This is a genomic window from Micromonospora sp. NPDC005220, assembly GCF_040607895.1.
Taxonomy (GTDB): Bacteria; Actinomycetota; Actinomycetes; order Mycobacteriales; family Micromonosporaceae; genus Micromonospora.
This window is the reverse complement of the sequence record NZ_JBEXHP010000005.1, coordinates 104,569-130,450: the sequence shown is the minus strand read 5'-3', so window position 1 is coordinate 130,450 and position 25,882 is coordinate 104,569. Positions and strand designations below refer to the sequence as shown.

General features: G+C 70.5%; 24 protein-coding genes. 13 read left to right on the top strand and 11 right to left on the bottom strand.

The window, feature by feature from the left end; genetic code table 11:
- Nucleotides 1-100 precede the first annotated feature (100 nt).
- The gene (locus tag ABZU52_RS04095; RefSeq protein ID WP_354969611.1) at nt 101-1,105 is read right to left on the bottom strand and encodes a LacI family DNA-binding transcriptional regulator; all 1,005 of its coding nucleotides are present in this window, start codon (nt 1,103-1,105) and stop codon (nt 101-103) included.
- A gap of 140 nt (nt 1,106-1,245) precedes the next feature.
- Here ABZU52_RS04095 and ABZU52_RS04090 point away from each other — a divergent pair, with 140 nt between their 5' ends.
- From ABZU52_RS04090 to ABZU52_RS04075, 4 genes are read left to right on the top strand one after another with little or no spacing between them, the layout of a single operon-like run.
- The gene (locus ABZU52_RS04090; protein WP_354969610.1) at nt 1,246-2,553 is read left to right on the top strand and encodes an extracellular solute-binding protein; all 1,308 of its coding nucleotides are present in this window, start codon (nt 1,246-1,248) and stop codon (nt 2,551-2,553) included.
- A complete protein-coding gene (locus ABZU52_RS04085) occupies nt 2,550-3,548 on the top strand; it encodes a sugar ABC transporter permease (protein WP_354969609.1) in 999 nt (332 codons plus the stop codon). Before ABZU52_RS04090 ends, ABZU52_RS04085 begins: the two co-directional genes overlap by 4 nt.
- Nucleotides 3,545-4,411, top strand: coding sequence for a carbohydrate ABC transporter permease (locus ABZU52_RS04080; protein WP_354969608.1), 867 nt, complete (start codon nt 3,545-3,547; stop codon nt 4,409-4,411). Before ABZU52_RS04085 ends, ABZU52_RS04080 begins: the two co-directional genes overlap by 4 nt.
- A gap of 38 nt (nt 4,412-4,449) precedes the next feature.
- The gene (locus ABZU52_RS04075; RefSeq protein WP_354969607.1) at nt 4,450-6,774 is read left to right on the top strand and encodes a glycoside hydrolase family 3 N-terminal domain-containing protein; all 2,325 of its coding nucleotides are present in this window, start codon (nt 4,450-4,452) and stop codon (nt 6,772-6,774) included.
- 99 nt (nt 6,775-6,873) lie between these two features.
- Here the strand turns inward: ABZU52_RS04075 and ABZU52_RS04070 are convergent, their stop codons facing one another.
- From ABZU52_RS04070 to ABZU52_RS04060, 3 genes are read right to left on the bottom strand one after another with little or no spacing between them, the layout of a single operon-like run.
- Complete coding sequence (locus ABZU52_RS04070; protein WP_354969606.1) at nt 6,874-7,515, bottom strand: hypothetical protein; 642 nt, start codon at nt 7,513-7,515, stop codon at nt 6,874-6,876.
- Nucleotides 7,512-8,261: a hypothetical protein gene (locus tag ABZU52_RS04065; protein WP_354969605.1), complete on the bottom strand. Its 750-nt coding sequence runs from the start codon at nt 8,259-8,261 to the stop codon at nt 7,512-7,514. Before ABZU52_RS04065 ends, ABZU52_RS04070 begins: the two co-directional genes overlap by 4 nt.
- Nucleotides 8,258-8,971 (bottom strand): ATP-binding cassette domain-containing protein, encoded by a 714-nt coding sequence (locus tag ABZU52_RS04060; RefSeq protein WP_354969604.1) that lies wholly within the window; start codon nt 8,969-8,971, stop codon nt 8,258-8,260. Before ABZU52_RS04060 ends, ABZU52_RS04065 begins: the two co-directional genes overlap by 4 nt.
- A 112-nt stretch (nt 8,972-9,083) precedes the next feature.
- Between ABZU52_RS04060 and ABZU52_RS04055 the strand changes: the two genes are divergently transcribed.
- Both ABZU52_RS04055 and ABZU52_RS04050 read left to right on the top strand, forming a co-directional pair.
- Nucleotides 9,084-9,932, top strand: a complete 849-nt coding sequence (locus tag ABZU52_RS04055; protein WP_354969603.1) for a histidine kinase — start codon at nt 9,084-9,086, stop codon at nt 9,930-9,932.
- Entirely contained in the window at nt 9,929-10,594 is a 666-nt protein-coding gene (locus ABZU52_RS04050) for a response regulator transcription factor (protein WP_354969602.1), read from the top strand. Before ABZU52_RS04055 ends, ABZU52_RS04050 begins: the two co-directional genes overlap by 4 nt.
- Before the next feature lie 46 nt (nt 10,595-10,640).
- On the opposite strand, the gene ABZU52_RS04045 is transcribed toward ABZU52_RS04050, so the two are convergent.
- The 3 genes from ABZU52_RS04045 to ABZU52_RS04035 form a co-directional block, all read right to left on the bottom strand.
- The gene (locus ABZU52_RS04045; protein WP_354969601.1) at nt 10,641-11,501 is read right to left on the bottom strand and encodes an oxygenase MpaB family protein; all 861 of its coding nucleotides are present in this window, start codon (nt 11,499-11,501) and stop codon (nt 10,641-10,643) included.
- Nucleotides 11,498-12,217: a haloacid dehalogenase-like hydrolase gene (locus ABZU52_RS04040; protein ID WP_354969600.1), complete on the bottom strand. Its 720-nt coding sequence runs from the start codon at nt 12,215-12,217 to the stop codon at nt 11,498-11,500. The genes ABZU52_RS04045 and ABZU52_RS04040 overlap by 4 nt, the downstream gene beginning before the upstream one ends.
- 160 nt (nt 12,218-12,377) lie before the next feature.
- A complete protein-coding gene (locus ABZU52_RS04035; RefSeq protein ID WP_354969599.1) occupies nt 12,378-13,424 on the bottom strand; it encodes an SMP-30/gluconolactonase/LRE family protein in 1,047 nt (348 codons plus the stop codon).
- Between the two features lie 275 nt (nt 13,425-13,699).
- Here ABZU52_RS04035 and ABZU52_RS04030 point away from each other — a divergent pair, with 275 nt between their 5' ends.
- The 4 genes from ABZU52_RS04030 (at nt 13,700) to ABZU52_RS04015 (ending at nt 17,262) form a co-directional block, all read left to right on the top strand.
- The gene (locus tag ABZU52_RS04030) at nt 13,700-14,875 is read left to right on the top strand and encodes an aminotransferase class I/II-fold pyridoxal phosphate-dependent enzyme (RefSeq protein ID WP_354969598.1); all 1,176 of its coding nucleotides are present in this window, start codon (nt 13,700-13,702) and stop codon (nt 14,873-14,875) included.
- A 199-nt stretch (nt 14,876-15,074) separates the two neighbouring features.
- On the top strand, nt 15,075-15,590 hold the full coding sequence (locus tag ABZU52_RS04025; protein ID WP_354969597.1) for a SigE family RNA polymerase sigma factor: 516 nt from the start codon (nt 15,075-15,077) through the stop codon (nt 15,588-15,590).
- A complete protein-coding gene (locus ABZU52_RS04020; RefSeq protein WP_354969596.1) occupies nt 15,587-16,744 on the top strand; it encodes a hypothetical protein in 1,158 nt (385 codons plus the stop codon). The genes ABZU52_RS04025 and ABZU52_RS04020 overlap by 4 nt, the downstream gene beginning before the upstream one ends.
- 134 nt (nt 16,745-16,878) lie before the next feature.
- Complete coding sequence (locus ABZU52_RS04015) at nt 16,879-17,262, top strand: hypothetical protein (protein WP_354969625.1); 384 nt, start codon at nt 16,879-16,881, stop codon at nt 17,260-17,262.
- 83 nt (nt 17,263-17,345) lie between these two features.
- On the opposite strand, the gene ABZU52_RS04010 is transcribed toward ABZU52_RS04015, so the two are convergent.
- A complete protein-coding gene (locus ABZU52_RS04010; RefSeq protein WP_354969595.1) occupies nt 17,346-18,221 on the bottom strand; it encodes an alpha/beta hydrolase in 876 nt (291 codons plus the stop codon).
- A 103-nt stretch (nt 18,222-18,324) separates the two neighbouring features.
- Complete coding sequence (locus tag ABZU52_RS04005) at nt 18,325-18,669, bottom strand: DUF1330 domain-containing protein (protein ID WP_354969594.1); 345 nt, start codon at nt 18,667-18,669, stop codon at nt 18,325-18,327.
- 183 nt (nt 18,670-18,852) lie between these two features.
- Here ABZU52_RS04005 and ABZU52_RS04000 point away from each other — a divergent pair, with 183 nt between their 5' ends.
- Entirely contained in the window at nt 18,853-19,647 is a 795-nt protein-coding gene (locus ABZU52_RS04000) for a helix-turn-helix transcriptional regulator (RefSeq protein WP_354969624.1), read from the top strand.
- 15 nt (nt 19,648-19,662) lie between these two features.
- On the opposite strand, the gene ABZU52_RS03995 is transcribed toward ABZU52_RS04000, so the two are convergent.
- Nucleotides 19,663-20,670 (bottom strand): hypothetical protein, encoded by a 1,008-nt coding sequence (locus tag ABZU52_RS03995; RefSeq protein ID WP_354969593.1) that lies wholly within the window; start codon nt 20,668-20,670, stop codon nt 19,663-19,665.
- Between the two features lie 542 nt (nt 20,671-21,212).
- Here ABZU52_RS03995 and ABZU52_RS03990 point away from each other — a divergent pair.
- Entirely contained in the window at nt 21,213-24,212 is a 3,000-nt protein-coding gene (locus tag ABZU52_RS03990) for a glycoside hydrolase family 95 protein (protein WP_354969592.1), read from the top strand.
- Nucleotides 24,213-24,318: 106 nt separating this feature from the next.
- Nucleotides 24,319-25,086 carry a class I SAM-dependent methyltransferase gene (locus ABZU52_RS03985; protein WP_354969591.1) on the top strand — a complete coding sequence of 256 codons (768 nt, stop codon included), beginning with the start codon at nt 24,319-24,321 and terminating at the stop codon, nt 25,084-25,086.
- Nucleotides 25,087-25,101: 15 nt separating this feature from the next.
- Here ABZU52_RS03985 and ABZU52_RS03980 read toward each other — a convergent pair whose 3' ends face one another.
- On the bottom strand, nt 25,102-25,815 hold the full coding sequence (locus tag ABZU52_RS03980) for a hypothetical protein (protein ID WP_354969590.1): 714 nt from the start codon (nt 25,813-25,815) through the stop codon (nt 25,102-25,104).
- Nucleotides 25,816-25,882: the final 67 nt, after the last annotated feature.

Here is a 25,882-nt window from a genome sequence, read left to right as displayed (position 1 = left end):
GCATCGAACCTAGGGGAGAATGTGTCGAATTAGGTGATATTCACGTTCCGCCACCCAGCCGCGTGCCCGGACCGGGATCCGGGGCCCGGTCCGTGCGGCGTCAGTGGAGCGGGCGGCAGGAGGAACGGATGACCAGCTCGGTGGGGAGCCGGATGTGGGTGTCGCGCTCGACGCCGGCGATCAGGTCGACGAGCAGGCGTAACGCCTCGGCGCCCATCCGCTGCAGCGGCTGCATGATGGTGGTCAGCGGCGGGTTGACCAGCGCCGACTCCGGTACGTTGTCGAAGCCGATCACCGACAGGTCGTCGGGCACCGAGAGGCCCATGTCGCGGGCCACTGTCATCGTCGAGATCGCGGAGAGGTCGTTACCCGCGAAGATCGCGCTCGGCCGGTCGGCGAGGGAGAGCAGCTCCGCGGCGGTACCGGCGGCGCTCTCGATCCGGAAGCCGCCGACGCGGACGAGCCGCTCGTCCACCGGCACGCCAGCGTCGGCCATCGCACTGCGGAAGCCCGCCTCGCGCAACTGCGCCGACTTCAGGTCGGTGCGCCCGCTGATGTGCCCGATCCGGGTGTGGCCGAGGGACAGCAGGTAGTTGGTCGCCAGCACGGCGCCGGCGAAGTTGTCCGAATCGACGGTGGGCAGGTCGGACGGCCCGGTGTGCGGGTCGACGGCCACCACGTGGAAGCTGTGTTCGGTCTCGACCACGGTCGGCGTGACGATCACGGCACCGTCGATGAGAGTGCCGGAGAGGCGGGCGAGAGAGCGCCGCTCCCACCCCACGGCCGCGCCCTCGCCGTCCCCGCTGGAGTAGGCCAGCAGCTGGTATCCGCTGCCCGCAACCTCCTGGGACGCCCCCTTGAGCAGCTCGGTCGAGAACGGCTCGAACTCGGCGACCAGGATGCCGAGCACGTTGGTGCGGTGGCTGCGCAGGCTCTGCGCCCCCAGGCTCGCCTCGTAGCCGAGCTCATGGATGACTCGCTGGACACGCTCGACGGTCGCCTGGGCCACGCCGTACCGACCATTGACGACCTTGGATACCGTCGCGACCGAGACGCCGGCACTGCGTGCGACATCCGACATCTTGACCCGCTGCTGAAACACCACGCCGATGATGATAGGGCCGCCGTCGGAGGTGCGTCGCGACCGACTCGAAAACGTTATCGATACCGATTGACATCAAGTTACGTGACTGTAAAACTTCGCCGCAGGCCGAGTACCGCGACTGACTAGTCGAGGAGACATCGATGGCAACGAAGCGCCGTACAAGTGCCGCCCTGGCACTGTTAATGACAAGTGTTCTCGTTGTCGCCGGGTGCAACGGCGGCGGCGAAGAGGCGGCCCCTCAGAGCGAGCTGTACAAGGACCCGGTGACCCTGACCTGGTGGCACAACGCCTCCCAGGACGGGCCCGGCAAGACCTACTGGGAGAAGGTCGCCAAGGACTTCTCCGCACTCCACCCCACCGTCAAGATCGAGATCGAGGCGATCGAGACGAACCAGCTCCAGCGCACCCGGCTCCCCGCCGCGCTGCTGAGCAGTGACCCGCCGGACATCTTCCAGGCCTGGGGCGGCGGCGAGATGAGCGAGCAGGTGGAGGCCGACTACCTCAAGGACATCACCGACCAGGTCAAGACCGAGGTCGGCAACATCGGCAGCGCCGCGGAGATCTGGCAGGTGAAGGGCAAGCAGTACGGCCTGCCGTTCCGGATGGGCATCGAGGGCGTCTGGTACAACAAGGACATGTTCGCCAAGGCGGGCATCGCGGCTCCGCCAACCACCTTCGAGGAGCTCAACGCCGCCGTCACCAAGCTCAAGGCGATCAACGTCATTCCGATCGCGGTGGGCGCCGGTGACAAGTGGCCGGCCGCGCACTGGTGGTACAACATGGCGCTGCGTGCCTGCTCGGTCGACACCCTCAAGAAGGCGTCCGCGGAGAAGAACTTCGACGATCCGTGCTTCGTGAAGGCCGGTCAGGACCTGAAGGCCTTCATCGACACCAAGCCGTTCCAGCCCAACTTCATCGCCACGCCGGGCCAGAACGACCCGACCAGCGCCAACGGCATGCTCGCCAACGGCAAGGCCGCGATGGAGCTCATGGGTGACTGGAACCGCGGCACGCTGGACACCGTCGCCACGGACAAGGCGAAGCTGGCGACGTTCCTCGGCTGGTTCCCGGTGCCGGCGATCGCCGGTTCCCCGGGTGACCCGAAGGCCGCCCTCGGCGGTGGTGACGGGTTCTCCTGTGCCAAGAACGCCCCGGCCGAGTGCGTCGAGTTCCTCAAGTACATCGTGAGCCCCGAGGTGCAGAAGGGCTACGCCGAGACCGGCACCGGCCTGCCGGTGGCCAAGGGCGCCGAGGCCGGCGTGCAGGACCCCGCGCTGAAGTCCATCCTGGAGGCCACCGCCAGCGCGAGCTACGTCCAGCTCTGGCTGGACACGGCCTACGGCAGCACCGTCGGCACCGCGATGAACGACGCGATCGTCGCCATCTTCGCCGGCAACGGGACGCCTGAGAAGGTTGTCTCGGCGATGAAGGCGGCCGCAAGCAAGTGACCTCCGCCAACCAGATCCGTATGCCCGCCGGCGGCGCTCCCGCGTCGCCGGCGGGCCCCCGCACGGCCGGGCGCGCGTCCGCCCGACGAGCCGACAACCGCCGCAAGTGGTACGAGATCATCGGGCTCACCACGCCGGCTGTTCTGGTCTACGTGATGTTCGTGCTGGTGCCGATGGGCTTCGCGGTCTACTACAGCCTGTTCCGCTGGCGCGGGGTCGGGCCTCCCACCGAGTTCGTCGGCTTCCGGAACTACACCCTCGCCTTCCAGGACCCGATCTTCCTCGACGCGTTGCGCAACAACGCCATCATCGTGTTCGGGTCGCTGCTGATCCAAGGCCCGATCGCCCTGGGCGTCGCCCTGCTGCTCAACCGTCGCTTCCGTGGGCGGGCCGTGTTCCGCCTGCTGGTGTTCGTGCCGTACGTGCTGGCCGAGGTCACCGTCGGCATCATGTGGAAGCTGCTGCTGACCGGTGACGGCACTGTCGACGCGCTGCTGCGGTCCCTGGGAATGGGCGGCCTGGTGCAGGCCTGGCTCGCCGACCTGGATATCGTCATCTGGACCCTGTTGGCCGTCCTCACCTGGAAATACGTCGGCTTCGCCATCATCCTGCTCCTCGCCGGTCTGTCCAATGTGCCCGATGAGCTGACCGAGGCCGCGGCCATCGACGGCGCGAGCTGGTGGCAGATCCAACGACACGTCACGATCCCGCTGCTCGGCCCGACGATCCGGATCTGGATGTTCCTGTCCATGATCGGCTCGCTACAGATCTTCGACATGATCTGGGTGACCTCGGTGCCCGCGGTGCGCTCCCTCGGCGCGTCGGCCACCATGGCGACGTACATGGTGGACAACGGGTTCTTCGCCCGGCTGTGGGGCTACGGCAACGCCGTGGCGGTAATCCTGTTCGTCATCTCCTTCGTGGCGGCGCTGCTGTTCCAGCGGTTCCTGCTTCGCCGCGACATCGAGGGCGCCATCACCGGAAGGGCGAAGTGACGATGGCCGTGAACACCGCTCTCCCCCCGCCCACCGGGCGCCGTCAGGTCTCCTGGGGCACGCCGCTCACCTACGCGCTCGCGCTCGCGGTCGCCGCGGTGTCGATCGCCCCGGTCATCTACGTGGTCATCGGCGGTTTCCGCACCACCCCGCAGATCGTCGCGGACCCGGCCGGTCTGCCCGACCCGTTCGTCTGGGACAACTACGCCAGGGTGCTGACCCAGAGCAACTTCTGGCAACAGGCGTTCAACAGCGCGGTCATCGCCCTCGGCACCACGCTCGCCGTCGTCGTGCTCGGGATGTCCGCAGCCTTCGTGCTCGCCCGCTACAGCTTCCGCGGGCGGGAAGGGCTCTACACGTTCTTCACCCTCGGCCTGCTGTTCCCGGCCGGGGCGGCGATCCTGCCGCTCTACCTGATGCTGCGGGACCTGAACCTGATCAACTCCTACTACGCGGTGATCCTCCCGCAGGTCGCCTTCTCACTACCACTGACGATCGTGATCCTGCGTCCCTTCCTCTCGGCCATCCCGAGAGAGTTGGAGGACGCCGCCGCCATCGACGGTGCGAGTCGGCTCGGTTTCCTCTGGCGCGTCGCGGTGCCGCTGTCGCGGCCCGCGCTCGTCACCGTTGGCGTCCTGGCGTTCGTGGCGAGCTGGAACTCGTTCCTGCTGCCGCTGCTCGTCCTCAGCGACGTCAACCTGCACACCCTGCCGCTGGGCGTGCAGAACTTCTCCAGCCAGTACACCACCGACACGGCGGGCGTACTCGCCTTCACCTCACTGGCGATGCTGCCGGCACTGCTCTTCTTCACGCTCGCGGAAAAGCAGATCGTCGGTGGCCTACAGGGTGCGGTGAAGGGCTGAGCGGCAGCGGCACGAGCACAACCAGAGGAAGGCACAGCATGACTGAGGTCCACGCGGTGGTGGACGGGCCGGCGCCGGCTCAGGCAGGTCCGAGGCACGACCGACCGGACGGGCAGGACGGCGGGGCCCGGCTGCGCGATCTCCTCGGCCGGATGACGATCGAGGAGAAGATCGCCCAGCTCGTCGGCTTCTGGGAGAAGGAGGACGGCGAGGCGGTCGCACCGTTGCAGGGGGAGTTCGGCGACGCCGTCAAGCTCGAGCACTTCTCCCGGCACGGGCTCGGTCACCTCACCCGTGCCTACGGCACCCGCCCGGTGGACGCTGCGGAACGCGCGTCCTGGCTGTGGAAGTTTCAGCGCGACCTGGTCACCGGGACCCGGCTCGGCATTCCCGCGATCGTCCACGAGGAGTGCCTCACCGGGCTGTCGGCGTGGAAGGCGGCAACCTTCCCCACCCCACTGGCCTGGGGTGCCGCGTTCGACCCCGAACTGGTCACCGAGATGGCCGCGGCGATCGGCGCCTCGATGCGCACCCTCGGCGTCCACCAGGGGCTCTCTCCGGTGCTCGACGTGATCCGAGACCCCCGCTGGGGTCGGGTGGACGAGTGCATCGCCGAGGACCCGTACCTGGTCGGCACCATCGGCACGTCGTACGTGCGTGGCCTACAGGCGCAGGGGGTGCACGCCACCCTCAAGCACTTCGCCGGCTACTCCGCCTCGCGCGCCGGGCGCAACTTCGCTCCGGTGCACGTCGGCCGCCGGGAACTGGCCGACGTGCTGCTCCTGCCGTTCGAGATGGCGCTCATCGACGGGGACGCCCGCAGTGTCATGCACTCGTACGCCGAGATCGATGGAGTGCCCGTCGCCGCCGACCCGACGATGCTCACCGGCATCCTGCGGGACCAGTGGGGCTTCGATGGCACGGTGGTGGCCGACTACTACGGGGTCGCGTTCCTGAACCTGCTGCACCACGTCGCGGGCGATCACGCCGAGGCGGCCGGGCAGGCGTTGACCGCCGGTGTCGACGTCGAACTGCCGACCGGCGACGCCTACCTGACCCTGCGGGAGTCGGTGCGGACGGGCAAGCTCGACGAGGCGCTCATCGACCGCGCGGTGCTGCGGGTGCTGCGCCAGAAGCAGGACCTGGGTCTGCTCGACGCGACCTTCAGCGACGAGCCTCCCCAGACGATCGACCTCGACTCGCCCGAGCACCGGTCGATCGCCCGCCGGCTCGCCGAGGAGTCGATCGTGCTGGTCGCCAACCAGGACGCGCTGCCGCTGCCGGCGGGTCGACGGGTGGCAGTCATCGGCCCGAACGCCGACCGGCAGGGTGCGCTCTTCGGGTGCTACTCGTTCCTCAACCACGTCCTCGTCCAGCACCCCGGTGTGGAGACCGGCATCGAGGTGCCGACCGTGCTCGACGCCGTACGGACCGAGTTCGGCGGCGATCTCGTCACCTCGGCACGCGGCTGCGACGTGGACAGCGCCGACCGGTCCGGCTTCGAGGAGGCGGTCGCCGCGGCCGCCGACGCGGAGGTGGCCGTCCTGGTCGTCGGCGACCACGCCGGCCTCTTCGGACGCGGCACGGTCGGCGAGGGCTGCGACCGGGACGACCTGGAGCTGCCCGGCGTCCAGCGCGAACTGGTCGAGGCGGTGCTGGCGACCGGCACACCGGTTGTCCTCGTGCTGCTCACCGGCCGCCCGTACGCGATCGGCTGGGCGCTTTCGCGCTGCGCGGCGGTGGTGCAGGCGTTCTTCCCGGGCGAGGAGGGCGCCGGGGCGATCGCGAGGGTGCTGTCCGGGCGGGTCAACCCGTCGGGCAAGCTGCCGGTCAGCCTGCCCCGGTCGGCCGGCGCGCAGCCGTACTCCTACCTGCACCCCACCCTCGGTGCGGGCAACGAGGTGACCAACCTGCCGGCGACGCCCGTGGCGCCGTTCGGGCACGGCCTGTCCTACACGACATTCGCGTACAGCGATCTCGCGGTGCCCGCCACGGTGCCCACCGACGGGGCGGTGGGCGTGACCGTGCGGGTGACGAACACCGGCGCGGTCGCCGGCGACGAGGTGGTCCAGCTCTACGGGCGCGACCTGGTCGCCTCGGTGACCCGGCCGGTGGCGCAGTTGCTCGGCTACCAGCGGGTCCACCTGGAGCCGGGCCAGTCCGTCACGGTCGAGCTGACGGTCCCCACCACCCGGTTGGCCTTCTCCGACCGCACGTTCACCCGCGTCGTGGAGCCCGGCGAGGTCGAACTCTGGGTCGGCACCAGCGCGCGGCGGGACACCCAGGCGCTGACCACGCTGGTCGGTGACACCGTCCCGGTCACCATCGCCTCCCCACGCTGGACCACCACCGACATCCGTTGAGAGCCGGTCCGCCGTCATTCCCGTGGGCTTGTCGGCGGACCGGCCCCACTCGCGGGCCGGGATCCCCAGCGGAGATCTCTGCACAGCCGAACAGCCCCACTACGCGTCGCGCCGGTGGAAGGTGAAAGCGGCGAGGGCCAGGGCACAGAGGGTCCAGCCGACCGTTGCGGCGGCGCCACGGGCCGGGTCGAGGGCAGCGGTGTCCGGCAGGTAGACAGCGCTGGTCGCGAACCAGGCGCGCAGCAGCGGTCCCGCGATGAAGTACAGACCGAGCAACAAGATCACGGCGAGCACCGCACGGCGGACGACACTGGCGAATGCCGCCCCGAGCAGTGTGGTGAGCGTCAGGTACGCGGTTGCGGCCGGCGTCCACGTGGCCTCGCCGGCCGGCAACGCACTGGTGGCCGCCGTTGTGGCGGCTACCGGAAGCGTCACCACGGCCAGCGTGAGGGCCTTTGTCGCCTGTAGAGGCAGCCGCCGGGGCGACGCGAGCAGTGTGGTGCGGATCTGGCCGCCCTCCTCGTACTCGGATGCGGCCGCCAACACGCCGAGCACCAGGAAGCCGGCCTGGGTGTAGGCGAGTGGCGCCAGGGCGGTGTTGTCGCCGAGTGGCTCGTCACGAGACTCGGCCAATCTGTACGCACCGGTCAGCGCCAGGTGGGCGGTCCAGGTCAGCAGTGCGGTCAGGCGCAGCGACGGCAGGGTCAGCAGTTTGCGTAGTTCCGCGCGGGCGGTGTTCACACGTCCCGCCGGTGAAACAGGACCGCGCCGACCGCGAGTAACGCCACGACCCAGGCGGTCATCACCAGTCCGGCGGTCAGCGGGGAGATCTCGACGGGGAAGTCCGCGGTGCGGATGAACATCCGCGCCCCGACGATGTCCGGCAGGTAGGCGGCGAGGTCGGTGACCTTCGTCAGCAGGTACGACACCGAGACGACCGCGTTGTTGATGATCAGCAGTGTCAGAGGCACCACCCCGTTGCGGGTGATCAGCGTGACCGCGTAGGCCAGTAGTGCGGTCAGCGTCCAGTAGAGGATCGCGCCGGCGACTCGGGCCGCGGCGGGCGTCGGTGCGTGGTCGCCGTGCAGCACGCGGACGAGGCTGAGTGCGGCGGCGGCCGTGACCGCCGCCTGTGCCGCGACGACAAGCACCAGTGCGCTGGTCTTCGCGGTGAGCAGACGCCGTCGGTCGGGGACGGCGGTGAGCGTCGTGGTGAGCTGGCGGGCGCCGGGGCTGTCCGGGCCGGTGGACGTGTACTCGCTGCTCACCATGATCACACCGAGGATCATCGGACCGATAAGACCGAGACCCAGGTCGCGTAGGCCCAGGTCGGACGTGTCGGTGACGGTGCCGGCGGCGATCGCGCGGCGGGTGTACGGCGCGTTCAGCAGGACGATCAGGGGTGCCGCCAGGGTGCCCAGCACCAGGCCGACCCAGGCCGTGGGCAGGCCGAACAGCTTACGCAGCTCAGCGCGAACGAGGCTCACCATGATCCACCTGTCGCGGTGGCGGTCAGCGCCAGGAACGCGTCTTCGAGCGTGCGATGACCGCCGATGACTTCGGCGAGCCTGCCCTGGATAACGACCCGCCCCTTGTCGATGACGATGACGTCGTCGGCGATCTCGGCCAGTTCCCCCATCAGATGGCTGGAGAGCAGGACGGTGCGGCCCTCCGCCGCGCTGTCTCTGAGGAACCCGCGGATCCAGCGGATCCCGGCCGGGTCGAGACCGTTGACCGGTTCGTCCAGGACCAGCACCTCGGGGTCGCCGAGCAGGGCGGTGGCGAGCCCGAGCCGGCGGCTCATCCCGAGCGAGAATTGGCCGGCACGCTTGCGTGCGGCGCCGGTCAGACCCACGATGTCGAGGACCTCGTCGGCGCGGGAATCGGGCAGCCCGTTGCTGGCGGCCACCCACCGCAGGTGGGCGCGGGCCTGGCGGGCCCGGTGGGCACCGCTGCCGTCGAGCAGCGCGCCGACCGTTGTGAGCGGGTGGTCCAGTTTCCGGTACGGGCGCCCGCAGATCAGTGCGGTCCCGCTCTGTGGGCGGTCCAGGCCGAGCAGGACACGGAGCGTGGATGTCTTGCCGGCTCCGTTTGGCCCGAGGAAGCCGGTGACCCGGCCGGGCCGGGCCTCGAAGCTGACGTCGTACAGGATCTGCGCCCTGCTCTTGGTCTTGCTGACGCGATCGATCGTGATCATGGGTCGAGTCAACCGGTCTGTCTGCCCTCGCACATCCGACCGTTCTCGGATTTCGACGGCCGGGTCGGTCCACGGACCGTCAGACCCTGGTCTGAGATCTACAGTCGGGGTGGTGAACGCCCATCCCCGCCCCTCCGGGCGGTCCAGAGCCGTGCCGGTTGTTGTCGTGGTGGCCAGTGTGCTGGTGATGGCCATGTGTACGGTCGGCGCGCAGGGCCCGCTCGCGCTCGTCCTGCCGCCGCTGATAGTCGGCGGCGCTGTCGCGGCCGCGGTGTGGGCGGTGCGGCGGTCACGCACCGACCGAGCCGCCTACGAGTCCCGGTTGACCGCCTGGGCGGCGTCCGAGGCGGTGCTCGCCGAACGGCTGCGGATCGCCCGCGACCTGCACGACATCGTCTCGCACGGACTGGGTCTGATCACGGTCCGCGCGGCGGCAACCCGGCACCTGCCCAAGCCCGCCGAGGTGGAGGCGGCGCTCACCGACATCGAGGACGCGAGCCGGCATGCGACGGCCGAGTTGCGCCGCATGCTCACAGTCCTCCGTGAGCCGTCGGCTGCCAGCCGCCGTGCTCCGGTTGACAACCTCGACGACTTACCCGGCATCGTGCACGGGGCGTCGCTCGCGGGGCTGCGGACACGGCTGACGGTCGAACCGCTCGGTTCGGTGTCGCAGGGTGTACAGGTCGCCGTCTGCAAGACCGTGCGGGAGGCGCTCAGCAACGCGGCACGGTACGCGGGCCCGACAGACGTTCGGGTGCAGGTGTCTCGGGACGGAACGTACGTGGTGGCCACGGTTGCGGACGCCGGCCCGCAGTGTGCCGGATGGCTGGCAACACCGGGCGCCGGGCACGGGTTGGCCGGGTTGCGGGAGCGGATCGGCAGTCTCGGCGGCACCCTGTCCGCGGAACACGTGGGCCCGGGTTTCCTCGTCACCGCGCGAATTCGGGACGGGGCGGCGTGAGCGACATCCGGGTGCTGCTGGTAGACGACCAGGCGCTGCTCCGACACAGCCTCGCCATGATCATCGACAACGAGCCGGACCTGACCGTCGTCGGTGAGGCCGGCGATGGAGCGCACGCCGTGGCGCACGCCCGGACCACCCGTCCCGACGTCATCCTGATGGACGTACGGATGCCGCACCTCGACGGACTCAAGGCCACCCGCCGCATCTGTGCCGACCCCGCGCTGTCCGCCGTCCGCGTCCTGGTTCTCAGCATGTTCGAACTCGACGAGTACGTGTACGAGGCGCTGCATGCCGGCGCGTCCGGCTTCCTGCTGAAAGACTCCCGCCCGGCAGAGCTGATCGAGGCCATCCGCCGGACCCACCGAGGCGAATCGCTGTTCGCGCCGTCGATCCTCACCCGGCTTGTGGCGCACTACGTCGCGGCGCCGTATCCGGACCGGCCGACGCCGGCGCTGCGCGGACTGACCGGCCGGGAGGTGGAGGTGCTGACACTTATCGGCGGCGGCTTGTCGAACGACGAGATCGCGACCGCCCTGGTGATCTCCGTGAAGACGGTGAAGACGCACATCACGCACCTGCTGGCGAAGCTGGCCGTACGAGATCGGGCACAGTTGGTGATCGCGGCTTTCGACGCGGGGCTGGTGCGGCCGCGCCACTGAGACCGAGGCGGGGTCTGCGTCGATCGTTCGCTGCGCCGCCGAGCTGCTATCCGTGCGCCTGATCATGGGGCGGACCGAGCTGGCTGATCTCGTACCCGTGCGGGTAGCTCTTGGCCGTTATCCCGTCGGCGAACAACGCCGTCTTCCGTGGTGCTCCGAACCGCCGCTGCAACCGTGCGCGCGTCTTCAGGGCCAGGTGCAACCCTGCCCGGACCGGCCAGGCTGGCGTGTCGACCCGCGTCGCCCGCCGCAGCGGCGCGTCGTACAGGGCGCCGACCAGTGCGTTTCCCAGTGGCGCGAGCACCCGGGGGATCCGGGTGAGCATCAGCATCCGGGTGGCTCGTTCGATGGTCGCCGCGTCGTCGTTGGGCTGTAAATGAGCCGCGTCGTACGTGTCGAACCAGGTCTCGAACTCGTCGTACGACCCGGGGATGTCGGTGATGCCCATCCGTCGACCGAGCTGCCGGTAGAACAGGAACGTGGCGTGACGTTCGTGGCAGCAGGGCGCTCGCCAGCCGTACTCCTGCAACCACCGGGTGGGGACCACCACCAGGCAGCCGAGGACGTAGCGGAAGTCGTCGTTGCTGATGGTGTACGGACGGTGGATCTGGTTGGCCCGCCGTAACGCGTCGCGACCCCGATGGTGCTCGAAGCCGTTGAGCACCATCTCGTATATCAGCAGGCCGGTGTCGTCGATCCGCTTCTGGGTGCGCTCGGTCAGCTCGCCCGTGGCGGTGTGCACCTTGGAAATGGCCGGGATGGAGAAGGACCGGTTGAAGGCGAGGTTGAGCCCGAGCTTCATGTCCCACGGAAACTCGTAGCGCAGCATCGTCTGGTAGATGTCCAGGTAGTCGCGCTCCGGGTCGAGAGCACGGGTACGGATCAGGTTGTCGTAGCGGTCTTTCATCGGTGGGCGTCTCCAGCGGCGGGATGCGGGTGCCCGGGGCGGTGAGCTCTCGGGACGTGGCCACCCGTCCAGGTGACGGTGGCCAGCCGGGCACCGAGCAACCGCCGCGCCCGGGTGGCCTGGCGCGCGTTGGCGTTGACCAGCACCGGCTGCTCGGCGGCACGGAGGACGGGCAGATCCGACAGCGAGTCGCTGTAGGCCACCCGCCACGGTGGCATCACCCCTTGGGCGGCGAGCTGCGCCATCTTGGTCGCCCCGTGGTTGTGCACGATCAGTTTCGGCCCGCGAATGTGCGAGGCTACGAGCTCGACGCCGGCGAGGCCGACCGCGTCGAGCACCGCTCGGGCCAGGGTGTGCTCGCACGCGGTCACCACGATGACCCGGTCGCCGGCGGCGAGGTGGGCGCGGACCCTCCGCAGACCGGGCCCGATGATCCGGCCTGGCTCCGCGCCGAGGTCCGCGCCGAAGCGTTCCAGCTCCGCCCGCAACTCGTCCGCGTCCCGGCCGCACAAGCCGATCCGGCTCACCCACCGGGCCGCCCACGGCCGGAGGGCGGGAACGCTGGCGATGGGCGCGAGGAGAACGAGCAGGGCGACGGCGAGCGGCAGCCGGGCTCCCACGAAAACGCTGCGCCGCAGGAACAGCCCGAACGCGTCCCCGCGTAGCAGTACACCGTCAAAGTCGAAGATCACGATGCCGGCGGCCGACGCTCTCATCGGTCTACCGACGCCGGTGCCACGGGCGGTTCGCCATCAGCCGAGTGTACGGGCGGCCGGGAGGTGTCAGGTGACGTGACCACTGGAAAGCGCGCCGCCACCTCGGGCTGCGATGGTAGCGGCCGCCACCGGGGCGGCCGCTACCGTCCCTCGGCATTGCTCAGTACGGGTATCCGGGGATGTTGAGTCGCACGCTGTACAGCCCGGAGTCGCCCCACGGGCCGGACGTGATGAAGAGGGTCTGCCGGTCAGGGCCGCCGAACGCCACGTTGGTCGTGCCGGAGTTGCCGGGCCGGATCGTGCCGAGCTGGGTGCCCGCGGGGGAGTACACGTGGACCAGGGAATCCCCGCCCGACGTCCAGTACACGTTGCCGGCGCAGTCGATCGTGCCGCCGTCCGGACCGCCGATGTAGTTCACGAAGACGCTGCGGGCGCCGATGCTGCCGTCGGGCTGGACCGCGTACTTGTAGATCTTGTTCTCGGAGTAGGCGCCCACGTACAGGGTGCTTCCGTCCGGTGCGAGTGAGATGCCGTTGGGTTGGCGCAGCTGGTCGTCCACCAGCGACACCTGGCCGCCGGAGACGCGGAAGACGCTGGTCCGCCCACTCATCTGGTCCGGGCGGTTGCCGCGCTGGAAGTTCGGGTCGGTGAAGTAGACGACGCCGTCGGAGCGGACCGTGACGTCGTTCGGTGAGTTGAACGCCCGGCCCTGGTAGTTCGCCGCCACGGTGCTGCGGGCCCGGTCGCTCAGCCGGTACGCGGACACGCTCCGCTGGTCGTGGGTGGCCGCGACCAGTTGCTGGGCGTCGGCGCTGAGCGCCAGGCCGTTGCTGCCGGCGTTGGCGAGGAACGTGTCGAACGTCGCCGGCGGGGTGAACCGCCGGATCGTCGACGGCTGGACGTTGTACGGCCCGGTGCCGGCGGCCATGTCGGAGAAGAGCAGATAGCCGCCGTCGGCGACCCAGACCGGCCCTTCCAGGAAGGTGAACCCGCCCCGGATTCGGGGGGCCGACAGGGTGCTGGCTGGCAGCGGTGAGCCGTAACTGGCTCCGGTCGGGCAGACCCCGGGCGGTGCGCCGGGCGGACCGGCGAGCGCGGCGTGGGCGCTGACCCGCACAGCGTTGGCGGCGGCACCGGCGGGCGGCGTGGTGGCGGTGACCGCGAGGAACAGGCCGGCCAGTACGGCGATGGTGGGACGCCAGGTCATCGAGTACTCCAATCGGCGTCGAGGGTGGCGATGGCCGGCGTGCGAGGTTGGTGGCTGGCACGGCGTGAGGGCGGGCCGTCGATGTGGGTATCCGGGAGCCTAAGTTATGCACCGGGGACCCGCAGCGTTTTTTCGCCGCCGATTTCGACTGGCTATCGGGATGACAGACAAAGACGCTGGTCAATCCCGAAAGGTGCCCGGAAATCTTTCCGGAAGAACCACAGTGGACGGACCGGCGGTGGCCGGGGGCCGGCGCAGGGAATAGGCTGGGAGCCATGAGTGGCGTGCTCGGTGCCCGAACCGCGGTGAATCCCCTCCGTCAGCTCACCATCGACCAGCTCCGGCGACGGACCAGCCTCAAGTGGCGGGAGTACCCCGACGACGTGCTGCCGCTCTGGGTGGCCGAGATGGACGTGCCCCTGGCCGAGCCGGTCGCACAGGCGATCACCGACGCCGTCGCGCGCGGCGACACCGGCTACCCCGCCGGCACGGCCTACCCGCAGGCGCTGGCCGAGTTCGCTCGGCGGCGGTGGGGTTGGGACGGGCTGGTCGTGGAGCGCACCGCGCTGGTGCCGGACGTGATGCACGGCGTCGTCGAGGCGCTGCGACTGGTCACCGAGCCGGGGAACGCGGTGGTCGTCAACTGCCCGGTCTACCCGCCGTTCTACGAGTCCGTGGCGCACGCCGACCGGCGGATCGTGGAAGCACCGCTCGGCGCTGACCTGCGCATCGACCTCGACACGCTGGAGGATGCCTTCCGGCGGGCCCGCGCCGGTGGACGGCCGGCCGCGTACCTGCTCTGCAGCCCGCACAACCCGACCGGCGTCGTGCACAGCGCGGCCGAGTTGACCGCCGTCGCCGGTCTGGCCCAGCGGCACGGGGTGCGGGTGATAGCCGATGAGATCCACGCACCGGTGGTGGCCAGGGGCGCGCGGTTCGTGCCGTACCTCTCGGTGCCCGGCGCGGAGAACGGCCTGTCGCTGATGTCCGCCTCCAAGGGGTGGAACCTGGCCGGCCTGCGCGGAGGGCTCCTCCTCGCCGGCCCGGCCGCGGCCGGGGACCTCGCCCGCGTCCCGTTCGGGGTCAGCGTCAGCACCAGCCATCTCGGCGTGATCGCGCACACCGCTGCCTTCCGCGACGGCGGCGAGTGGCTGGATGCCCTGTTGACCGGCCTGGACGACAACCGTCGGCTCCTTGGTGCGCTACTCGCCGAGCACCTGCCGGCCATCCGTTACCAACCCGGCCAGGCCACCTGTCTGGCCTGGCTGGACTGCCGCGCCCTGGGCCTCGGCGACGACCCGGCCAGCGTTTTCATCGACCGTGGCCGGGTGGCGCTCAACTCCGGACTGGCGTTCGGCACCGGCGGTGTGGGGCATGTCCGGCTGAACCTGGCCGCCGCGCCAGAGGTGATCACCGAGGCGGTACGCCGGATGGCCAGCGCCGTCAGCTGAGACCGGCAGGGGTGTCGGCCCGCGGACCCGCTACCGCACTGGCCGCCCGACCCGCTGGTCCGCCCGCGGCGCGGCCGGTCCGGGACACTCCCCCGGCCCGGCCGTGCCGGCCACGTGGTCCTACGTCCGACCGCACTTCGACGGGGACGCAACCTGATGGTCGTCCGGTCCCGTCGAGCTTGCGGAGGAGGGAGCCTCGATGGTGGATGCCGAGGGTGAGTTCGTGGAGTACGCCTCCGCGCGACTGCCGAGCCTGCATCGGACCGCGTTCCTGATGTGCGGCGACGCCCATCTGGCCGACGACGTGGTACAGCAGACGATCACGGCGCTCTACGTGAACTGGCGCCGGGTCAGCCGAGCCGACAACGTCGACGCGTACGTACATCGGATGCTGGTGCACAAGCTCGTCGATGAGAAGCGGTTGAGCTGGGCGAAGGTGCGGCTGTTGGGGTCGGTACCGGAGCCGGAGCGCTCGCCGGTGACGCCGTACGACGACCTGGCCGAACGGGACAGCCTGCTCGCGGCGCTGGCCCGCCTCCCGCGCGGCCAGCGCACCGTCCTGGTCCTGCGGTTCCTGTGCGACCTGTCGCTGGCCGACACGGCCACCGCGATGGGCTGCTCCGAAGGCAACGTGAAGGCGCAGACGGCCCGGGCGTTGGCGGCCGTTCGCCAGGTGCTCGACGTCACCGAGATGTCAGTGAGGAGTCCGAAATGACCACGGTGGACGATCAACGGATCGCCGCGCTGCTGCGGTCGGTGCCGGTTCCCGAGCCGCGGGTCGACGTGCGTCGGGCGGTCCGCGACGGCCGGCGTCGCCGCCGGCGTCGCCGCGTCGGCGGGATCGCCGCGCTGACGATGCTCGCCGGGGTCGGCGTGGTGGGTGCCGTTCAGGTCGGCGGGACCACCAGCCGGCCGGCTCCGACCACCTCGGCGCTCGCGGTGCCACCGGCGGCCACCGCCCGCCCGCCGGTCACCTGCCAGGCGTCGTGGTTGTCGCAGCCGATCGGCGGCCCGGTCGCGGTGGCCACCGGAGTCGACCCCACCGGGCGGCACATCATCGGGGACATCGGATCCGGGCAGGAGGACGGGCGGGTCGTGCTGTGGACCGACGGCCGGCCGGTCGTTCTGCCGAAGACCGCGCGGCACGCGGCCGCGGTCAACGCCAGTGGCCAGGTGGTCGGCACCAACGGCGACGGCACCGGCTGGGTGTACGGGGATGGGAAGCTCCGGTTTCTGGCCACCCCGCCCGGCTACGACGCGGTGCTCGTGCACGGGGTCAACGCCCGGGGCGACATCGTCGGGACGGCCCGCAGGTCCGACGACACGCACCAGGCCGTGCGGTGGTCGACGGACCGCCCGCAGACGTACCGGCTGGTCGGCCAGCGGGGGTCGGCCGCGGCCGGGATCACCGAAGACGGCACGATCGTCGGCGCGATGGGCGAACTGCCCTACCTGTGGACGCCGCAGGGCGTCGGGAAGGCGCTGGCGGTGCCCGACGGCTACCCGCGGGCGTCGGTCGAATCGGCGCACGGCGAATGGGCGATCGGCATGGCTCCCGGCGGCACCCAGGGCGGCGCCGTGCAGATGCTGCCGGTGCGGTGGAATCTCACCACCGGGGCGGTGAGCCTGGTGCTCTATCCGGGGGCGAGCGGCATCGCCGGCAATGGTGAGGTGCTGGTCGCCGACGGTGCGCCGCTGGTCGTCGCCCCGGACGGCACCTCCCGTCGGTTGCCGGGTCGCCCCGAGGTCCGGGCGACCGAGGCGGGCACGTATTCGGCCGAGGGGATCAGCGACGACGGTCTGACGGTGGTCGGATCCGTCTACGAAGACCAGGCGTATCGGCCGCTGGTGTGGCGGTGCGCGCGTTGACGGGTCGAGCAGCCCAGCCCGAACTCCAGCACGGGGCCTGCTGGGAGCGCGCCGTCCGGATCGTTTCAACCGACCGGGTCCGTGGGTACGCTCCCACCGGCTGATCACCCGATCGACGGAGACTCCTCGTGCTGATGGCTCTGCTGCTCGACCTCGCCAACATCGTCGGTGGCTTCCTGCTCGCCGTGCCGGTGCTGCGGCTGCTGCCACGGGTCGGTGACGACCTGGGCCGCCTCGCCGGTCGGGCCGCCCCGATCGCGTGGGTGGTCGGCCTGGTGGCGCTGGTGACCGGCGGCTACTACCTCATCGTCCACCTGGTGTCCGGGCCCCGGGTGTTCCACTTCGAGCTGGTGGGGATCGGTGTGGGGCTGGCTCTGCTGTGGGGCCGGCTGACCGAGCGGCCGACGCCCCGCGACGAGCAGTCGGACGGCGCCACCGGCGTGCGACTGTTGCTCGCGATCCTCGGCCTCATCGCGATCGTCGTCGGCGTCCAGGGGCTGTTCACTCCGGACGGCTGAGGGTCACCGGGTCACCCGGGGCCGACCAGCTGTCGGCCGGCTTACCGACCAGCACCACGAGACCGACGAGCAGGACGCGGACGTCAGTCGGCGTCCAGCACCTCCCGCAGCCGTGCGGCGAACTCCTCGGGCTTGCCCGCGTAACCGAACTCGCCGCCGAGGAACCCGCCGTGGTGGCTCGGGAACACCACGGCCTCCTGGCCGAGCAGCGCCGCGAGGCCCAGGGCGGTGCGGGCGGTGTACGTCCCGGCCGACTCCTCGCCGACCGCGACCACGATCCGGGTGGGCGCGGCGGTGAGCACCTGCGCGTCGGGACGGTAGTCGGTGATCGCCCACGAGTTCCGCGACAGCAGTGGATCGTCGCGGCTGCCGTCGTCGTCGCTGGTCATGCCGAACATCGCCGGGTCGGGAGTGGGCTGAGCGAAGTAGGCATCGGTGAACTCGCCCTGCCAGGACGTCATCGCGATGAACGCGGCCATCCCGGCGCCCGAGCCCTTCGCCTGGTACGCCTCGTAGAAGCCGGCCCGGGCGCGCTCGGCGGCCGTGGCGTCGGGGAGCACGGCGTTGATCGGCGGTTCGTGCGCCACCAGGGTGGCGACGTCGCCGGGGTGGGTGGCGACCAGTTCGAGGGCGGTCACCGCGCCGCCGCTGCTGGCGAACACGTCGACCGGACCGACGCCGAGCGCCTCGACGAGCGCGTGCAGGTCGGCGGCCTGCTGCTGCGGCGTGTGGTCGGATCGTCCGTCCTTGCGGACGCTGCGGCCCAGACCACGCGGGTCGTAGGTGAGGACCGTGCGGTCGGTGAAGTGCGGGGCGAGCGCTACGAAGCCCTCCGCCGTCATCGGTTGGCCGATCATGAGCAGCGCGCGATGGGCGCCAGTGGGAGGTAGCGGGCCGCGGACGTCGTAGACCAGGTCGACGCCGGGTATGACCAGGGTGTGCGTCTGGATGTCAGGCATTCGGTGAGACTACGACCGGCTGGCCGGTGTCGGGGTGTCCTGGAAGCGGCGAGCCATCCGATTCCTCGGCACAGCGCCACTGTGTCGGGGCGGGGGTCGGGCGCTACCGGTCAGTGGCGCGGCGAATGTCCGCGGCCAGCTGAGACGAGTCGTGGCCGGGCTCGACTCCGTCGACGAGAATCGCCTCGCCGGTGAGGTGCCGCGTCCGCAAGGGCTTGATCTCCTGGTAGGCACTGGACTGGTACCAGGAGCGGGCCTGGGTCAGGTCGGGAAATTCAATGATGATCACGTCGCCGGGCCAGTCGTCCTCCAGGACGTCAATGGCGCCGCCGTGGACGAGGAACCGGCCCGCGAAGGGCGCGAGGGTGGCGTCGATTCGCTCCAGGTACGTCAGCACCTCGGCGTGGACGGGTGCCTTGCGGAGATGTGCGAGCGCGTACGCGGCCATGATTGCCTGTCCTTCGCGTCTGGTTTTCTGGTCTGGGTCGTGGTGGTGGCGGGCGGCGTGGGCTGCCGCGTCGCCGCACCGGATCGGTCGTGCCGGAAGAGATGTTTCCGCTGTCGCGGTGGGCTGTCGATTACCTCGCAGGTAATGGCCCGGGTGCCGGCGCGGAATTAGGGTCGGTGAGTGATGATCTCGACCGGGCCGGGGCGACCGGTGGGGGAGCTGCTGCGCGACTGGCGCCGGACTCGTGGGATGAGCCAGCTCGACCTGTCGATCGAGGCGGGAGTGTCGGCCCGGCACCTGAGCTTCGTCGAGACCGGGCGCGCCCGGCCGAGCCCGGACCTCCTCCTGCGGCTGGCCGAACACCTGGAGATGCCGCTGGCCGAGCGCAACACGATGCTGCTCGCCGGCGGCTACGCGCCCGCCTACCCCCGGCACGAGCTGCGGGACCCCGAGCTGGCACCGGTACGTGCCGCGGTACGGCAGATCCTCGACGGTCACCGCCCGTACCCGGCACTGCTGGTCGACCAGCAGTGGCACCTCGTCGACGCCAACCCCGCCGTCGCCCTGTTCACCGCCGACGCGTCGCCGCACCTGCTCACCCCACCGATCAACGTGCTGCGGCTCAGCCTGCACCCCGACGGCCTGGCGCCGCGCATCGTCAATCTGCCCGAGTGGCGCGCCCACCTGCTCAACAGGTTGCGCCAGCAGGCGGCGACGACGAACGACCCGATCCTGTACGACCTGCACGAGGAGCTTCGCGGCTATCCCGGTGGCGACGTCGACACGACACCGGTCGGCGATGCCCTCTCCCGTGTTCTCGTCCCGCTGCGATACCGGCACGGTGACCAGGAGCTGTCCTTCGTCAGCACCACGACCCTCTTTGGTACGCCGCGGGATGTGACAGTCGCCGGGTTGGCCGTCGAGGCGTTCTTTCCCGCTGACTCGGCGACCGCGGATGCCCTCCGTGCCGCGCCGTGACTCGGCTGCCGCCCATCACCCCGCGGGAACGGGCGGCGGCTGACGGAGCGCGTCGTCGATGATGCCGGGCATCCGCCGGGCCACCCCCGCGAGGAGATCCGCGACCTGGACCCGCGGATCGTCGCGGGAGTCGACAGTCACCAACCCGGCCAGGGGTGACACCCCGTTCGGCAGTGCCCCGGCCCGGTCGACGCCGGCCGTCGAGGCGTCGCCGTTGTCAGCCAACACCCGCTGAAGGCGGGTCAGCCGGTCGGCGGTCAGGGCGCTCTGCTCGTCATGGGTCACCAGCACCTGCCGACGGCCGCCGCTCCAGGACAGGACCGTCTCGGCCAGCGCCGGCAGCAGCGGTTCCAACGGGGGAGGGACCGTGCGGTCGTCGCCGTCGAGCCGGGCCACCACGGCCCGCACCTGGCTGGGGCTGAGACCGTCGAGGACGGCGTCGGCCGCCGTGCCGAGCCGGTGTCGGCGCAGCGCGTCCCGGGTCTCGAAGAACCGCCGCACCGTCTGGTCGCCCGGCAGCCGCCGCTTCATCCGGACCAGATCGACGAACGCTGAGAGGAAGGCGCCCCAGTCGCTTCCGGCCGAGCGCCCGGCCTGGTGCAGGGCGAGAGCCGCCGGATGGTGCTCGCGGGCGAGGCGGGTGCCCGCCGCGTACGACGGTTCGGTCAGCAGGAAGTCGACGATCCGGGTGACGAGGAAGAACTCCTTGTCGATGAGGTGGACGTGCGCCCGGCCGGCCAGCGCCGCCAGGAACCACTCCAGTGCCTCTTCCGCCCCCGAGCCGCGCAGGAAACGCCCGGACTTGAGCTCGTGCGGTGCGAACCGGAACCCGGACCGCAGCGCGGAAATGAGCGCGACCGCCTCGTCGAGGGCCAGGTCGACGCTCGCGTGCGTGATCACCGGGGCGGTCGAGTGCAGCAGGTTGGTGCCCGAGAATCCGGACTCGTCGCAGGCGATCTCCACGACGGCCCCGACCACCACCGCGCCACCCGGCGGCAGTCCACCCTGAAGGGGCGATCTCACCCCCGAGTTCCCGCCATGCCGCCCATGGTCACCCGTGTACCGGCGGAGAACAACCCGATTGCGGACAGGAGCGGCTGGGCTCGAATCGCGCGGTGCCCGATGATCGGTGCATGGGCGCGACGACCTGGCGGTGGTGCGGCGGTCGTTCCCGTGGGCTCCGCGGCGGGCGATCCTGACTGTCAGATCGCGGCGAGATCGGCGGCGCGCCGCCGTACATCTGATGTATGTCCATCCGGGCGGGTCGTCGTCGCGGCAATTCTGGCGAATCACCGTGCGGTGCCGCGTCAGGCCGCCGCTGCTGACCAGCCCGCGTGTCTTGCTGACCGGCCAGAGGGTTACGGCGTCCACCCATCGATCGACCGTTGCCTATTCTGTGGCCCCGGAGTAACCTTCCCGAAACACATCAGATGTCTGGCTCGTCAAGGCCGGGCATCGTCCTGCTCAGGCAGGGCCCGGTTGGCCCCACCAAGCGGATCCCCATGTCGAGTCCCACAGGTAGTCACACTTCGGGGTGGCCGGACTGGTCACCGTTTGGAGGACCGATGTCAGACCTGACCCGACGGCAAGCCCTCAAGGTCGGTGCGGCCGGTGCGGGCGGCGCTCTCCTGCCGGTGCCGTGGACCGCCTCGGCCCGAGCGAATTCGGTTGCTCCGCCGCAGGTGATGGCCGCCGGGGACCTCGCCCTCTGGTACGACGAAGGGGCCGGCACCGACTGGCTGCGGGCGCTGCCGATCGGCAACGGCCGGCTCGGCGCCATGGTGTTCGGCAACGTGGACACCGAGCGACTTCAGCTCAACGAGGACACCGTCTGGGCCGGCGGGCCCCACGACCCCAGCAACCCGCGAGGCGCGGGAGCGCTCGCGGAGATCCGGCGGCTGGTCAACGCGAACCAGTGGACCCAGGCCCAGGATCTGATCAACCAGACCATGATGGGCAACCCCGGCGGCCAGCTGGCCTACCAGACCGTCGGCAACCTCCGGCTCGCCTTCGGATCCGCCAGCGGGGCCTCGCAGTACGACCGGACGCTCGACCTCACCACCGCCACCGTCACGACGACGTACGTGCTGAACGGCGTTCGTCACCAGCGGGAGGTGTTCGCCAGCGCGCCGGACCAGGTCATCGCGGTGCGCCTGACCGCCGACCGCACCGGCTCGATCAGCTTCACCGCCACCTTCGACAGCCCGCAGCGCACCACGGTGTCCAGCCCGGACGGCACCACGATCGGCCTCGACGGCGTCTCCGGGAACATGGAGGGCGTCACCGGCCAGGTCCGCTTCCTCGCCCTGGCCAACGCGACCATCAGCGGCGGAAGCGTGTCCAGCTCCGGTGGCACCCTGCGGGTGACCAACGCCAACAGCGTGACCCTGCTGATCTCCATCGGCTCTAGCTACGTCAACTACCGCAACGTCGGTGGCGACTACCAGGGCATCGCCCGGCAGCGCCTCACCGCCGCGCGGGCCAGCAGCTACGACCAGTTGCGCAGCCGGCACGTGGCCGACTACCAGGCGCTGTTCGGCCGGGTCACCCTCGACCTGGGTCGCACGTCCGCGGCCGACCAGACGACGGATGTCCGGATCGCCCAGCACAACAGCGTCAACGACCCGCAGTTCTCGGCGCTGTTGTTCCAGTTCGGCCGGTACCTGCTGATCTCGTCGTCGCGGCCCGGCACCCAGCCGGCCAACCTCCAGGGCATCTGGAACGACTCGTTGGCCCCATCCTGGGACTCGAAGTACACGATCAACGCCAACCTGCCGATGAACTACTGGCCGGCCAACACCACCAACCTGGCCGAGTGCCACGGCCCGGTCTTCGACCTGGTCCGGGACCTCGCGGTCACCGGCACCCGCACCGCGCAGGTGCAGTACGGCGCGGCGAGTGGGTGGGTCACCCACCACAACACCGACGCGTGGCGGGCCACCGCGGTGGTGGACGGCGCGTTCTGGGGCATGTGGCAGACCGGCGGAGCCTGGCTCTCCACGTTGATCTGGGACCACTACCTGTTCAACGGTGACATCGAGTTCCTGCGGACGAACTACCCGGCGATGAAGGGCGCGGCGCAGTTCTTCCTCAACACCCTGGTCACCGAGCCGACCCTCGGCTACCTGGTGACCAACCCGTCGAACTCGCCAGAGCTCAGCCACCACGCGAACGCCAGCGTGTGCGCCGGCCCCACGATGGACAACCAGATCCTGCGGGACCTGTTCGACGCGTGCGCCCGGGCGAGCGAGATCCTCGACGTGGACAGCACGTTCCGGGCGCAGGTTCGCGCTACCCGGGACCGGCTCCCACCGATGAAGATCGGCTCCCGCGGCAACATCATGGAGTGGCTCTACGACTGGGTGGAGACCGAGCCCAACCACCGGCACATCTCGCACCTGTACGGGCTGGCGCCCAGCAACCAGATCACCAAGCGCGGCACCCCCCAGTTGTTCGAGGCGGCCCGGCGGACCCTGGCGCTGCGCGGCGACGACGGCACGGGCTGGTCGCTGGCCTGGAAAATCAACTTCTGGGCGCGGATGGAGGAGGGTAAGCGGGCCCACGACCTGATCCGCTACCTCGCCACCACCGCCCGGCTCGCGCCCAACATGTTCGACCTGCACCCGCCGTTCCAGATCGACGGCAACTTCGGCGCCACCGCCGGCATCGCCGAGATGCTGCTGCAGAGCCACACCGGCGAGCTGCACGTCCTGCCCGCGCTTCCGCCGGCCTGGCCGAGCGGGCGGGTGACCGGCCTGCGCGGTCGGGGCGGGCACACGGTCGGCATCACGTGGGCGAGCGGCCAGGCCACCGAGATCCTCATCCGACCGGACCGGGCCGGCACCGTCCGCCTGCGCTCCCGGATCCTGACCGGCACCGTCACGGTGGTCGACACCGCCGACGGTACGGCGGCCCGGACCACCCGGATCGACTCCGACCTGATCGACGTCACCGTGCAGGCCGGCCGCACGTACCGGGTCACCAGCTCCGGTGCCACCACACCCACGCTGGAGCAGAGCTTCAGCAATGTCGGCATCACCAGCGACAGCAACACCAACGTCGGTAACTTCGACGGCGGCGGTGCCTCGCTCTCCGCGCAGGCCCTGGCGGCGGCCGGTGCCAGCCCGGGCGGCACGGTGAGCCGCAACGGGGTCAACTTCCGCTGGCCCAACGTCAGCTCCGGCGCGGCCGACAACGCCATCGCCTCGGGCCAGACCATCGGCGTGACCGGCACCGGCAGCACCCTCGGCTTCCTGCTGACCGGCACCTACGGCGCGGTGTCGGGGACCGGCACGGTTGTCTACGCCGACGGCACCCGCCAGACGTTCACCCTGAGCACTCCCGACTGGTACGGCGGGCCGCAATCCGGGGGGACCGCGGCCATCGTGTCCGCGTACCAGAACCGGCCCAACAACGTCCGCCAGAACACCGCCGCGTGCATCTACTACGTGGGTGTCGCGTTGCAGAGCAAGGCGGTGGCCTCGGTCGTGTTGCCCAACATCAGCGCCCGGCCGGCGACGAACGTGCCCACCATGCACATCTTCGCCATCGCGATCGGGGGCTGACGGCGACGGATCGCGTACACCGGCACGCCCTGCCGGTTCCGGCGTGGCACCGGGCCAGCCGGCGCGGCTCGGCGCCACCGGCGCGAGTCGTGGCAGGATGGTCGGCATGCCTGCTCGCGCGCTGAGCTTCGGGATGGTGGCGCAACGATACGAACGGTACCGACCGGGCTACCCCGTTGAGCTCGTCGACCTGGTGCTGGCGTACGCGGGTCGGCCCATTCGAACGGCCCTGGAGATCGGCGCGGGGACAGGCAAGGCGACCCGGCTGTTCCTCGAACGGGACGTCACGGTCACCGCGACCGACCCGGACCCGGCCATGCTCGCCGAGCTGCGCAAGCACGTGCCAGGCGGGGTCAGGACCGTGCAGGCCGCGTTCGAGGAGCTGCGGCCGGCCGCGACGTACCACCTGGTCTATGCGGCGGCGGCCCTGCACTGGACGGAGCCGGAGGGTCGATGGTCGCGGATGGCCGCGCTGCTGGAACCCGGCGGTGTGTTCGCCTCGTTCGGCGGACCGACCCAACTGGCCGACCCGGCTGTGGCGGACGCTGTCCGCGCCGCCCGGGCGCCCTTCCTGGAGAGCGACGAGATTCCATCTCCCGATGGCACGCCCCCGGGACAGGCCATGCAGTGGCCGGGCACCGAGCTCCAACGCTCCGAATGGTTCACCGATGTCCAGCAGACCGTGCTCGAGCGTCGCCTCACGATGAGCGCGCGCGACTACGTCGGGCATCTGTCGACGGTCTCGGCGTATCTCGAACTGCCGACCGTGCAGCAGGAGCAGGTCTTCGGCCAGATCGAGCAGGTCCTGCCCGAGACGGTCGAGCTCTCCGCCGACATCATCGTGCATCTCGCGCGTCGGCGCCCCGAGCGGTAGCGCTCGCGCGGATGTTCAGACCAGGAACTCCTCCCGCATCCGCGCGCCCAGGTTGATCCCGCCGACCGCCCGTGGGCCGGCCGGATCGTGCACGGCGACGGTGTTGTTGCGACGCATCAGCTCACGGACGGCCGGCGGTAGACGCGGCGGATCGTCCATGGCCGCGAGCACCCGACCGGCACTGGAGATCAGCCGATCGGCCAGGGCGGCGGCGTCGGTGTCCACCCGCACCCGGCCGTACTCCCAGCCGGCGGTGGTGAGGTCGAGCACCTCGAACACGCGGGTCAGCAACGGGTTCGGGTCGGTCACCCGGTCGAGCCGGGGCGCCCGGTTGCCGACCACTGTGACAGCGGCGGCCACCTGCGCGTACGGGTGGAAGCCGCACGGCAAGGCGAACAGCGGCCAGCGCAGGGCCGGACCGGCCTCCTTCCACAGCGGCCGGTAGTTGCGGCGATGCACCAGCAGTCGCCGACCCGTCCGGCGGTGGATCTCCTGGGCCTGGGTCTGAAGGTCCACGTGGGCCTCATCGGCGACCTGACTCACGATCCGGGTCGCCACCACCAGGCCGTCGTCGCTGTCGAGCGATCCGGTGAGCGCCTCGACCTGCTCGTTGAACCGGATCCGCGCGTGCGGGCCGTACCGGGACTGGACGTCGTGCAGCAGCGCCTGCTGGCGTCCCGGGTCGAGCTGGACCTTCCTACCGCCCAGCAACCGACGGAGCCAACGCATGTCGCCTCGATTCAGCAGAGCCGTCGCGGACGGCGGCAATGCTAATGCGTCGACCCTCCCTCATGTT

Coding starts and splice junctions, on each gene's coding strand:
- ABZU52_RS04090 (WP_354969610.1), top strand. CDS start 1,246: ATGGCAACGAAGCGCCGTACAAGTGCCGCCCTGGCACTGTTAATGACA.
- ABZU52_RS04075 (WP_354969607.1), top strand. CDS start 4,450: ATGACTGAGGTCCACGCGGTGGTGGACGGGCCGGCGCCGGCTCAGGCA.
- ABZU52_RS04060 (WP_354969604.1), bottom strand. CDS start 8,971: ATGATCACGATCGATCGCGTCAGCAAGACCAAGAGCAGGGCGCAGATC.
- ABZU52_RS04045 (WP_354969601.1), bottom strand. CDS start 11,501: ATGAAAGACCGCTACGACAACCTGATCCGTACCCGTGCTCTCGACCCG.
- ABZU52_RS04040 (WP_354969600.1), bottom strand. CDS start 12,217: ATGAGAGCGTCGGCCGCCGGCATCGTGATCTTCGACTTTGACGGTGTA.
- ABZU52_RS04035 (WP_354969599.1), bottom strand. CDS start 13,424: ATGACCTGGCGTCCCACCATCGCCGTACTGGCCGGCCTGTTCCTCGCG.
- ABZU52_RS04030 (WP_354969598.1), top strand. CDS start 13,700: ATGAGTGGCGTGCTCGGTGCCCGAACCGCGGTGAATCCCCTCCGTCAG.
- ABZU52_RS04025 (WP_354969597.1), top strand. CDS start 15,075: ATGGTGGATGCCGAGGGTGAGTTCGTGGAGTACGCCTCCGCGCGACTG.
- ABZU52_RS04020 (WP_354969596.1), top strand. CDS start 15,587: ATGACCACGGTGGACGATCAACGGATCGCCGCGCTGCTGCGGTCGGTG.
- ABZU52_RS04015 (WP_354969625.1), top strand. CDS start 16,879: ATGGCTCTGCTGCTCGACCTCGCCAACATCGTCGGTGGCTTCCTGCTC.
- ABZU52_RS04010 (WP_354969595.1), bottom strand. CDS start 18,221: ATGCCTGACATCCAGACGCACACCCTGGTCATACCCGGCGTCGACCTG.
- ABZU52_RS04005 (WP_354969594.1), bottom strand. CDS start 18,669: ATGGCCGCGTACGCGCTCGCACATCTCCGCAAGGCACCCGTCCACGCC.
- ABZU52_RS04000 (WP_354969624.1), top strand. CDS start 18,853: ATGATCTCGACCGGGCCGGGGCGACCGGTGGGGGAGCTGCTGCGCGAC.
- ABZU52_RS03990 (WP_354969592.1), top strand. CDS start 21,213: ATGTCAGACCTGACCCGACGGCAAGCCCTCAAGGTCGGTGCGGCCGGT.
- ABZU52_RS03985 (WP_354969591.1), top strand. CDS start 24,319: ATGCCTGCTCGCGCGCTGAGCTTCGGGATGGTGGCGCAACGATACGAA.
- ABZU52_RS03980 (WP_354969590.1), bottom strand. CDS start 25,815: ATGCGTTGGCTCCGTCGGTTGCTGGGCGGTAGGAAGGTCCAGCTCGAC.